This is a genomic window from Janthinobacterium sp. AD80 (assembly GCF_002878455.1).
Classification (GTDB): Bacteria; Pseudomonadota; Gammaproteobacteria; order Burkholderiales; family Burkholderiaceae_D; genus Janthinobacterium.
The window spans coordinates 1-9,976 of record NZ_NRDQ01000156.1; the positions used below are offsets into that span (position 1 = coordinate 1).

The 9,976-nt window shown below is 64.2% G+C and carries 6 protein-coding genes and 2 pseudogenes; 5 read left to right on the forward strand and 3 right to left on the reverse strand.

Translation table 11 applies throughout. From position 1 onward, the window contains the following. The 5 genes and pseudogenes from JaAD80_RS23845 to JaAD80_RS23865 all read left to right on the forward strand — a co-directional run. A pseudogene (locus JaAD80_RS23845) lies at positions 1-676 on the forward strand (DNA polymerase III subunit gamma/tau); the annotation flags it as partial. Positions 677-716: 40 nt separating this feature from the next. Beyond that, positions 717-1,043 carry a YbaB/EbfC family nucleoid-associated protein gene (locus JaAD80_RS23850; RefSeq protein WP_034759121.1) on the forward strand — a complete coding sequence of 109 codons (327 nt, stop codon included), beginning with the start codon at positions 717-719 and terminating at the stop codon, positions 1,041-1,043. Between the two features lie 47 nt (positions 1,044-1,090). Beyond that, entirely contained in the window at positions 1,091-1,681 is a 591-nt protein-coding gene (gene recR / locus JaAD80_RS23855) for a recombination mediator RecR (protein WP_092800624.1), read from the forward strand. Between the two features lie 10 nt (positions 1,682-1,691). Then, the gene (locus JaAD80_RS23860; RefSeq protein WP_102298222.1) at positions 1,692-2,912 is read left to right on the forward strand and encodes a CaiB/BaiF CoA-transferase family protein; all 1,221 of its coding nucleotides are present in this window, start codon (positions 1,692-1,694) and stop codon (positions 2,910-2,912) included. 442 nt (positions 2,913-3,354) lie between these two features. Beyond that, positions 3,355-4,500, forward strand: coding sequence for an esterase-like activity of phytase family protein (locus JaAD80_RS23865; protein WP_102298225.1), 1,146 nt, complete (start codon positions 3,355-3,357; stop codon positions 4,498-4,500). Here JaAD80_RS23865 and JaAD80_RS23870 read toward each other — a convergent pair. The 3 genes and pseudogenes from JaAD80_RS23870 to JaAD80_RS23880 all read right to left on the reverse strand — a co-directional run bounded on the left by JaAD80_RS23870 (position 4,457) and on the right by JaAD80_RS23880 (position 9,976). Further along, on the reverse strand, positions 4,457-6,616 hold the full coding sequence (locus JaAD80_RS23870; protein WP_102298226.1) for a bifunctional diguanylate cyclase/phosphodiesterase: 2,160 nt from the start codon (positions 6,614-6,616) through the stop codon (positions 4,457-4,459). The two genes, JaAD80_RS23865 and JaAD80_RS23870, sit on opposite strands and share 44 nt — an antisense overlap. A 1-nt stretch (position 6,617) precedes the next feature. Further along, a complete protein-coding gene (locus tag JaAD80_RS23875) occupies positions 6,618-9,485 on the reverse strand; it encodes a response regulator (protein WP_102298229.1) in 2,868 nt (955 codons plus the stop codon). A gap of 303 nt (positions 9,486-9,788) precedes the next feature. Next, positions 9,789-9,976, reverse strand: a pseudogene (locus tag JaAD80_RS23880) (YbdD/YjiX family protein).

Genomic DNA, 9,976 nt, shown 5'->3' on the forward strand with positions numbered 1-9,976 from the left:
TTCCGCCGTGACGAACACCCCAGCGCCCGAGCCTGTCGAGCAGACACGTGCTGCCGCGCCGCCACCACCGGCACAGCCAGACGACGACTTGCCGCCCTGGGTTACCGAATTTTCCGATGACAGCGCCTCGGCCGCCGTCGCCGCACCAGCCGGCGCGCCGGCCGCGCAAAGCAGCGAGCAGCCGGCCGTCGTCATGCCGCAGCGTGCCGCCAAGCAAGCCGCGCCCAGCGGACCGTATGTGATCACGCCCGTGCCGGGCCTGGACTGGGACGGCAACTGGCCCGCCGTCGCCGCCGTGCTGCCCCTGCGTGGCATAGCCCAGCAACTGGCCGTGCAGGCCGAGCTGATCGAATGCCTGCACGATGGCCACAGCACCACGTTCCGCCTGCGCGTGCCCATCGACACCTGGCGCAGTCCGGCCAACGTGGAAAAACTGGCGGCCGTGCTGAGCGAGCGTTTCGGCCGCAAGGTCAATGTCGACACGGAACTGGGCGCCGTCTGGTACACGGCCAGCGCGGAAGCGCAGGCCCACCGCGAAGCGTGCCAGCTTGCCGCGGAAGAAACCATCGCCAGCGACCCCTTTGTGCTCGACATGAAGCGTGCATTCGACGCTTTTGTCGTGCCGGGCACGATTACCCCTGCACCGGCCGGCTCCGCCGCGCCGACCCTGCATTGATGATTAACACACTCACAAACTGAATTAACGGAGCATTCTTATGATGAAAAATCAACTGGCTGGCCTGATGAAGCAGGCGCAAGCAATGCAAGACAATATGAAAAAGGCCCAGGAGCAACTGGCGCTGGTGGAAGTGGAAGGCCAGTCCGGTGCCGGCCTCGTGAAAATCGTCATGACGTGCAAGAACGACGTCAAGCGCGTGTCGATCGACCCGTCGCTGCTGGCCGACGACAAGGACATGCTGGAAGACCTGGTGGCCGCCGCCTTCAACGACGCCGTGCGCAAGGCTGAAGCGACCTCCGCTGAAAAAATGGCAGGTTTGACTGGCGGCATGAACTTGCCAGCCGGCTTCAAAATGCCATTCTGATGCACTGCCGCATGCGCTCGATCGATGGCACGGGACAAGGTTGATCCATGTCCAAGTCGCTTGAATTTTTGACCGAGGCGCTGCGGCGCCTGCCCGGCGTCGGCCCCAAGTCGGCGCAGCGGATGGCATTTCATTTGTTGCAGCACGATAGGGAAGGCGCGGCCATGCTGTCGCGCGCCCTGTTCCAGGCCGTCGATGCCGTGCATCACTGCGGCCTGTGCAATACCTTTACCGAACATGAAGTGTGCGAGACCTGTCTCGACGACGAGCGCGACAAGCGCTTGCTGTGCGTGGTGGAAACGCCCGCCGACCAGCTGATGATCGAGCAGACGCTTACCTACAAGGGCCTGTATTTCGTCCTCATGGGGCGGCTCTCGCCGCTGGACGGCATCGGCCCGAAAGATATCCACCTCGAAAAATTGCTGAACCGCGCCAACGATGGCGTGGTCGGCGAAGTGGTGCTGGCCACCAACTTCACCAATGAAGGCGAAGCGACGGCCCACTACATCAGCGAAATGCTGAAGGCGCGTGGCTTGCGCGTGAGCCGCCTGGCCCGCGGCGTGCCCGTGGGTGGCGAACTGGAATACGTCGACGCGGGCACCATCGCCCGCGCGATGCTCGACCGCAGGGCAACCTGAACTGACCTCTATGACAGAATCTTCCGCGACCACTGGTCCACTGCAAGGCATTAAAGTGCTGGAATTGGGCACCCTGATCGCGGGGCCGTTCTGCGCCCGCATGCTGGCCGAATTCGGCGCCGACGTGATCAAGATCGAGTCGCCCGATGGCGGCGACCCCATCCGCACCTGGCGCGTGCTGAAGGACGGCACCTCGCTGTGGTGGTCGGTGCAGGCGCGCAACAAGAAAAGCCTGACCCTGAACCTGAAGTCGCCCGAGGGCCGGGCCATCGCCCGCCAGCTGGCGCTGGAAGCGGACATCATCATCGAGAACTACCGCCCCGGCGTGCTGGAAAAGTGGGACCTCGGCTACGAACAGCTCAAGAAAGACAAGCCATCCCTGATCATGGTGCGCCTGTCCGGCTTTGGCCAGACGGGGCCGATGAAGGACCTGCCCGGTTTCGGCGCCATCGGCGAATCGATGGGCGGCTTGCGCTATGTGTCCGGCTTTGCGGATCGTCCGCCTGTGCGCGTGGGCGTGTCGATCGGCGACTCCGTGGCGGCCCTGCACGGCGTGATCGGCGCCATGATGGCGCTGCGCCACCGCGACGTGACGGGCGGTGCGGTGGCCGGCGAAGGCCAGATGGTCGACGTGGCGCTGTACGAATCCGTCTTCAACCTGATGGAGTCGCTGGTGCCCGAGTATGACCAGGCGGGCGTGGTGCGCGAGCGCACGGGCGGCTCGCTGCCCGGCATCGTGCCATCGAATACCTATACGACGGGCGATGGCGAAAACATCGTGATTGCCGGCAACGGCGACGCCATCTTCAAGCGATTGATGCTGGCCATGGGCCGCATCGACATGGCGGGCGACCCGCAGCTGGCGCGCAACGATGGCAGGGTGGCGCGCACGCAGGAAATTGACGACGCCATCGGCGCCTGGTGCGCCACGCATACCATCGACAGCGCGCTGGCCGTGCTGAAGGCGGCCGACGTGCCTGCCGGTAAAATTTATTCGGTGCGCGACATGCTGAGCGACCCGCAATTTCTCGCCCGCAATATGTTTGAACAACACCACTTTCCCGACGGCACGCCCGTGAAACTGCCCGCCATCAGCCCGAAACTGTCGGCCACGCCAGGCAAGACGCAGTGGCTGGGGCCAGCCTTGGGCCAGCACAACGACGAAGTGCTGGCGTCGCTGGGCTATGATGCGGCCGCCATCGCGCGGCTGAAGGCTGATGGGGTGGTATAGGCTGGTGTCGGTAGATGTAGGTCGGGTAGGTCGGATTAGCGGCGGTACGCCGCGTAATCCGACACTACCGCCAGCCAGGCCAACAATATCGTCGGCTTACGCGCTTCGCGCTAAGCCGACCTACGCGACCGGGATTTTATACGGCCGCCATCGCGTGGAAGTAGGCTGATGGGATGTAGGTCGGATTAGCGGCGGTACGCCGCGTAATCCGACGCAACCACCGGCTACGCCAACAATGTCGTCGGCTTACGCGCTTTGCGCTAAGCCGACCTACGCAAGCGGGATTTTATACGGCCGCCGTCGCGCGGAAGAAGGCTGATGGGATGTAGGTCGGATTAGCGGCGGTACGCCGCGTAATCCGACATCACCACCGGCTACGTCAACAATGTCGTCGGCTTACGCGCTTTGCGCTAAGCGACCTACGCACTCACTGATATTTGTCATGCATCGATTTTTTCGTACCGCGCTTGTCCTGGCGCCCGCCGCCATCGTCCTGTCCGCCTGCGCCAGCTTTACGCAGGACGCGCCGATTACCGGCCTGCGCCTGATCGGCGAGCAGCGCATTGCCTTGAAACAGGCTTTCCAGGGCACCACGGTGGGCGGCTTGTCCGGCATCGATTACGATGCGGCCAGCAACAGCTGGGTGATGGAAAGCGATGACCGCTCGGAAATCAATCCGGCCCGCTTCTACCGCGCCACGCTTGCCTACGATAGCGAGAAATTTTCCGGCGTGACCCTGGACAGCGTGCATTTCTTCACGCAGCCGGACGGCAGCCGCTACCCGAACCTGGCGCATGCAAAATTGGATCAGGGCGACCAGGTGGCCGACATCGAAACCCTCCGCGTCGATCCGCGCGATGGCAGCCTGTGGTACGGCAGCGAAGGCAACCGCAAGGTGGGCCTGCACCCGTTCGTGCGCCATGCGGACCGCGATGGAAAATTCCTGGCGACCTTGCCGACACCGGCCATGTTCAAGGTCTCGAAGGACGAGGTCGGCTCGCGCAACAACATGAGCTTTGAGGGCCTGTCCTTTGCCGCCGATGGCAAGAGCTTGTGGCTGGGCATGGAGGCGGCCCTGTACCAGGATGGCCCGCTGGCCACGCCGGACCACGGCTCCGTGGTACGCATCACGCGCCTGGACCGCAGCGGCAAGGTGCTGGGCCAGTATGCGTACCCGATCGAAGCCGTCGCGTCGCGGCCGGCGCCTGGGCGCGAGGCGGACAATGGCGTGTCGGAAATCCTCGCCGTCAACGATCACCAGTTGCTGGTGGTGGAGCGGGCCGGCGTGGAAAACGCGGCCGGCGTGTACGCCAACCACGTGCGCATCTATCTGATGGAGACGGATGGCGCCACGGATATCCAGGCCATCCCGGCCTTGGCGGGCGCCAGCTACGTGCCGGCGCGCAAGCGCCTGCTGCTGGACCTGGAAAAGCTGGGCCTGGCCAGGGTCGACAACATCGAAGGCATGGCCTGGGGGCCGCGCCTGGCGAATGGCAGCCGCAGCCTGGTGCTGGTGTCCGACGACAATTTCAATGCGCAGCAAGTCACGCAAATCCTCGCCTTCGAAGTACTCGCGCATCCACGTTGATCACCTGATTCGCCTGCCGCGCCAGCATGGCCGTGATCGTGTCGTGCGGTGACGGGTGGCCCAGGAAATAGCCTTGCGCCATGTCGCAGCCGTATTCCTCCAGCATCAGCAACTGCTCGTCCGTTTCCACGCCCTCGGCCACCACCACCATCTTCAGGCCATGCGCCATGGCGATGATGGCGCGCGTGATGGCCGCGTTTTCCGCATCCTGCGGCAAGCCGGCGATAAAACTCTTGTCGATCTTCAAGGCCCGCACGTCGAAGCGCTTCAGATAATTCATGGAAGAGTATCCCGTGCCGAAGTCGTCGATCGACAGGTAGACGCCGATGCCGCGCAATTGCTCCAGGGTCACCATGGTGGCGCGCGCATCGTCCATCAGGGTGCCTTCCGTCAATTCCAGCTCCAGCAGGCGCGCGTCCAGGCCCGTGTCGGCCAGCGCCGAGAGCACGATCTGCATCAGGTTTTCATCCTTGAACTGCTTGGCCGACAGGTTCACGGCCATGCGGATGGCGCGCCCGCCATCGCTTTGCCACGCCTTGGCCTGGTTGCATGCCGTGCGCAACACCCATTCGCCGATCGGCACGATGAGTCCCGTCTCTTCGGCCAGTGGAATGAATTCCGTGGGCGAAATGATGCCACGCTCGGGATGGCGCCAGCGCACCAGCGCTTCCACGCCGACGATCTGCGTGCTGGGCACGTCGATCTGCGGCTGGTACAGCAAATACAGCTCGTTGTTCTGCAAGGCTTTTCTTAAACCCACTTCCATCTTGACGTGGCTCATGATTTCCATCGTCAGGGATGAGCTGTACAGCTTGGCGTTGTTCTTGCCGCAGTTCTTTGCGTGGTACATGGCCGTGTCAGCATATTTCAGCAGCGAATTGCAGTCCTCGCCATCTTCCGGATACAGCGAGATGCCGATGCTGGCCGTGACGAAAATCTCGTGCGCCTCGATCATGAAGGGCCGGCGCATGGCTTCCTTGACCCGGTGCGCCACGTTGAGCGCGTCTTCCACCCGTTCCAGGTCGGGTATTAAAATCGTGAATTCATCGCCGCCCAGGCGCGCCAGGTTGCTGCCGCCGGAAATGCCGCCCAGTTCGTATTCCGCCCGCAGCACCAGGTCGCTGGGACGGATGGTTTCGCGCAGGCGTTCGGATACCACCTTGAGCAGATGGTCGCCCACATCGTGGCCCAGGGTATCGTTGATGCGCTTGAAGGCGTCCAGGTCCATGAACAGCACGGCGAATTTCTTGTCGTGCTCCTTCGAGCGCACCAGCTCGCGCTCCAGGGTTTCCAGGAAAGCCTGGCGGTTGGGGATGCCCGTCAGGCTGTCGCAATAGGCGAGGCGGCGGATCTGTTCCTCGGTGCGCTTGCGCTCGCTGATATCGCGCACCAGTCCCAGCACCTCGTCGGCGCCCGTCGCCACCAGGCGCGCCTCGAAGTGGCGCGTGGCATCGGCGTGCGTGAGCGTGTAGTCGACCGAGCCGATGTGCTGCTTGGCCAGCACGGCGTGGGCCTGGTCGAGCAGGCGCGCGGCGATCTCGGTGGGCAGCACGTCGCGGATGTGGCTGCCCACGCAATTGCTGATGGAAAAGCCCGCGCTGGCGTCGTGCCCCTGTTCGTAATCCAGATAAAAACCGTCGCGGTTGAGGCGAAAGAAGGTGTCCGGGATGGCGGCCAGCACGGCGCGGTTATGCGCGTCGGCGATGCGCAGGCGGGCGATGGCATCGCTGGCGCGCAGCACGTACAGCACGCGGTGGCCGAGGATGGGCCAGTTGATGGGCTTGGAAATGAAATCGGTGGCGCCCACCTCGTAGGCGCGCGTGACGGCTTCCAGTTCGTCGCCGCCCGTGACCATGATGATGGGCACGGTGCCGCCCACTTCCTGGTGGCGGATTTCGCGGCACACGGCAAAGCCGTCCATGGCCGGCATGTCGACGTCGAGCATGACCAGGTCCGGCCCGCTGTGCTTGTAGCTGGCCAGCGCCTGCACGCCGTCCTCGGCTTCAATCACGTCCAGGCCTACCTGCGTGAGCATCTGCCGCATCAGCAAGCGCATCACGGGATCGTCGTCGGCCACCAGCACCAGGCCGCGCGGAGGGGAAAGGGGCGCTGTCATGTCAGTGTTCCTTCACAAGGACGGCGCTCAGCGATTCGCGCACCGCCAGGAATGCCTGCTGCATTTCCTGCAGCAGCGGTGCCGCGCCTTCCGTGCTGCCGGCGCGGCCGAGTTTTTCCATCTCCTTGCACAGTTGCGCCAGACCATCGGCGCCCACGTTGGCGCTGCCTGACTTGAGGCTGTGCGCCACCTTGCGCAGCGCTTCCGCGTCCGTCCTGGCGATGGCCTCGCGCATGGCCGCCAGCTGGCGCGGCGTCTCGCTGGCAAAGGCGAGGATCACGCGTTCGAGCAGCGCATCGCCATCCGTGCCGGACAGGGCGCGGATGTTTTCCAGCGCCTGCCGGTTTAGTGGCAGTGCGGGCGGCAGTGCGGGCGGCTGCTGCGGTGGCGGCGCGGGCAGGGCGGGCGCAGTGCTGGCTGGCACGTCCGCCGGCTCGCTGTGGTGCACGGTGGCCGCGCGCGGCAGGGTGATCCAGCGGGCGATCGTGTGTCCCAGGTCCTGCTGCGTAAAAGGCTTGCTCAGGTAATCGTCCATGCCGGCCGCCAGACACGCTTCGCGGTCGCCCTGCAGCGCATTGGCCGTGATGGCGACGATGGGCAGCACGCGCGCATGGCCGCACTGCTGTTCGTGGCGGCGGATTTCCGCCGTGGCCGCAAAGCCATCCATCACGGGCATCTGGCAATCCATCAGGATCAGGTCGAAATCCTCGGCCTGCGCCGCCAGCAGCGCCTCTTCGCCGTTGTGCGCGCATTCCACGTCCAGGCCCAGGCTGTCGAGCATGGCCAGCGCCACTTCCACGTTGACGGGATTGTCCTCGGCCAGCAGTACGCGGCGGCGCTGGCGCCGGCCCACTTGCCGCGCCGCATGCGGCGGATGGATGCGCAGGCCCTCGCTGGCGCGCGGCGGCGTGACGATGCAGTCGAACAGGTCGCATTCGCGCGCCGGCTTGATCAGCTGGAAGGCCACGCCCGCCTCGCGCCGCTGCACCGGGTCGGCCGCGCCTTCGTCCGTGCTCAGCAGCAGGAGTTTCAGGTCGGCCAGCAGCGGATCGCTCTTGATGGTGGCGGCCAGGGCCAGGCCGCTGGTGCGCGGCAATGCCATGTCCAGCAGGGCCACGGCGTATGGCGTGCCCGCCTGCGCGGCCGCGTGCAGCCTGGCCAGGCATTCGCTGGCCGTGCCGGCGCTGTCGCTGACGATGTGCCAGCTGGCCAGTTGCCGCTCCAGCACGGCGCGCGTGGCGGGTGTGTGGTCGACGATCAAGGCGCGTAATCCTCGCGTGGTTTTCAGGTTGAAGGACGGGTCGTCGCTGTCGACTCTCCGCTTATCGAAATTTACTTCGAACCAGAAGATGGAGCCTTGCGTTAAAGCATTATCAACGCCGATAGTGCCCCCCATTAGTTCCACCAGCTGCTTGGAAATCGTCAGGCCCAGGCCCGTGCCGCCATGCTTGCGCGTGGTCGAGCCGTCCGCCTGCGAGAACGATTCGAAGATGCGGCTCTGCGCTTCGTTCGATACGCCGATGCCCGTGTCGTGCACCTCGAAGCGCAAGCCCACGCTGGGCGCGTCCTCGCAGCAGACGGTCACTTTCACGGTGACCTTGCCCGTTTCCGTGAATTTGATGGCGTTGCCCAGCAGGTTGACGATGATCTGGCGCAAGCGGTTCGGGTCGCCGCAGATGGCGATGGGAATGTCGTTGGCGATATCGAATTCCAGGCAGATATTCTTCGCCTCCGCCTGCGGCGCGAACACATGTTCTATGTCGTCGAGCAATTCGCGGAAATTGAAGCGGATGTATTCCACGCTGAGCTTGCCCGCCTCGATCTTGGAAAAGTCGAGGATGTCATTGATGATCACCAGCAGATTCTGTCCTGAACGCTGCACCATGCTCGTGTAGTGGCGCTGCTGGGTTGTCAGCTGGCTGGCCAGCAGCAGCTCCGTCATGCCCAGCACGCCATTCATAGGCGTGCGGATTTCATGGCTCATGGTGGCAAGAAACGCGCTCTTCGCCTGGCTGGCCGCCTCGGCCGCATCCTTGGCCTTTTCCAGCTGCGCCGTGCGCACGCCCACCTGGCGTTCCAGCTGGTCGCGGTAATTGGCCAGGGTGCTGTCGCGGCTGTCGATCTGCGCCAGCATGTCGTTGAAACTGTCGATCAGCACGCCCAGCTCGTCGCTGCGCTGGTGCGCGATGCGGTGGCTGTAGGTCTGGCTGCTGGAGACTTTTTGCGCCGTATCGATGAGTTTGGTAATCGGCTCGGCGATCACGCTCTTGAAGCGCCGCGCCAAGAATACGGCGACGAGAAAGGACAGCACGGTGGCGCCGCCGATGGCGCTCACGTGGCGGCCGATGTCGCGCCACATGTGGTTCAGGTCGGCCTCGATCAGCACGGCGCCGATGACCTCCTGCGCCTGCGCCGCCTGCCCAAAGACGGGGCGGTACAGGCGCATGGCCGGCGCCAGCGCCGTGCCCGAGCCTTGCGTGACGGGCTGCACGGCCATGTCGGCCAGCAGGGCCGGGTCCATGTCTTCCGGCATTGCCAGTCCTTCGGCGTGGCGCGGCGCGCGGTACAGGGCGAACAGACGCCCGCCCTTGTCGAACAGGGCCGCCTGGGCCACTTCCTCGCGCGCGGCCAGGGCGGCCAGCACCTGTTCCGCCTGCGCCTGCGCCGGTTTGCCTATGAGCAATGGCGTTGCCGCCGCCGCGCCGATCACGCCCGCCAGCGACAGCAGCTGCTTGCCTTCATCATCCTTGTGGCTGAGTACGGACGTCAGCGCGAATGCCACGAACACCAGCAGCAGCGCGCAGCCCGACGACAGCACCGAGATCATGGTCAACTTCTGGCTGATGCTGGAGCGTTGGAAATTGAACATGGCTGCGGCGCTTCCCCGGTGACCCGTTGGCGGTTTTTTAATTCCTATTGGAAAAATATAGACGTGAAGACACACCCCGATGTTGATGTGGGTCTAAGGGAGGAAAGGGGAGGGGAACTTATACGAGATGAAACAAATAGGGCGGTCTCGCAAGACCGCCCTCAAATTATTGCTGAGCTACAACACCTGATCCAGGCGTAGCGAGCGGAAGGGAGAGGTGGCCGAGAAGCGCAACCGTACTAAAGTACGGTGAGCATCGCAGGCCACCTATACCGACGCGCAGCAGGCTGGGGCAGGTGTCCGCTAACAACAACCACCACGCTTGCCGGCGCGCCATAGCGGGCTTCCTGCCGTTCGCGGAAGAACTCTTCATACGTCATCATCGGCTCGCCGGGATGGGTCACTTCCCGGTGCGCCACGTAGGTGTCGTACTCGGGCAAGCCGCACATCAGCCGCATGCTTTGCCCCAGATACCGTCCCGCCTTGATGAT

Excerpts from the sequence above, each read along its gene's own strand:
- JaAD80_RS23870 (WP_102298226.1), bottom strand. The coding sequence starts at position 6,616 with ATGACAGCGCCCCTTTCCCCTCCGCGCGGCCTGGTGCTGGTGGCCGAC.
- JaAD80_RS23865 (WP_102298225.1), top strand. The coding sequence starts at position 3,355 with ATGCATCGATTTTTTCGTACCGCGCTTGTCCTGGCGCCCGCCGCCATC.
- JaAD80_RS23850 (WP_034759121.1), top strand. The coding sequence starts at position 717 with ATGATGAAAAATCAACTGGCTGGCCTGATGAAGCAGGCGCAAGCAATG.
- JaAD80_RS23875 (WP_102298229.1), bottom strand. The coding sequence starts at position 9,485 with ATGTTCAATTTCCAACGCTCCAGCATCAGCCAGAAGTTGACCATGATC.
- recR (WP_092800624.1), top strand. The coding sequence starts at position 1,091 with ATGTCCAAGTCGCTTGAATTTTTGACCGAGGCGCTGCGGCGCCTGCCC.
- JaAD80_RS23860 (WP_102298222.1), top strand. The coding sequence starts at position 1,692 with ATGACAGAATCTTCCGCGACCACTGGTCCACTGCAAGGCATTAAAGTG.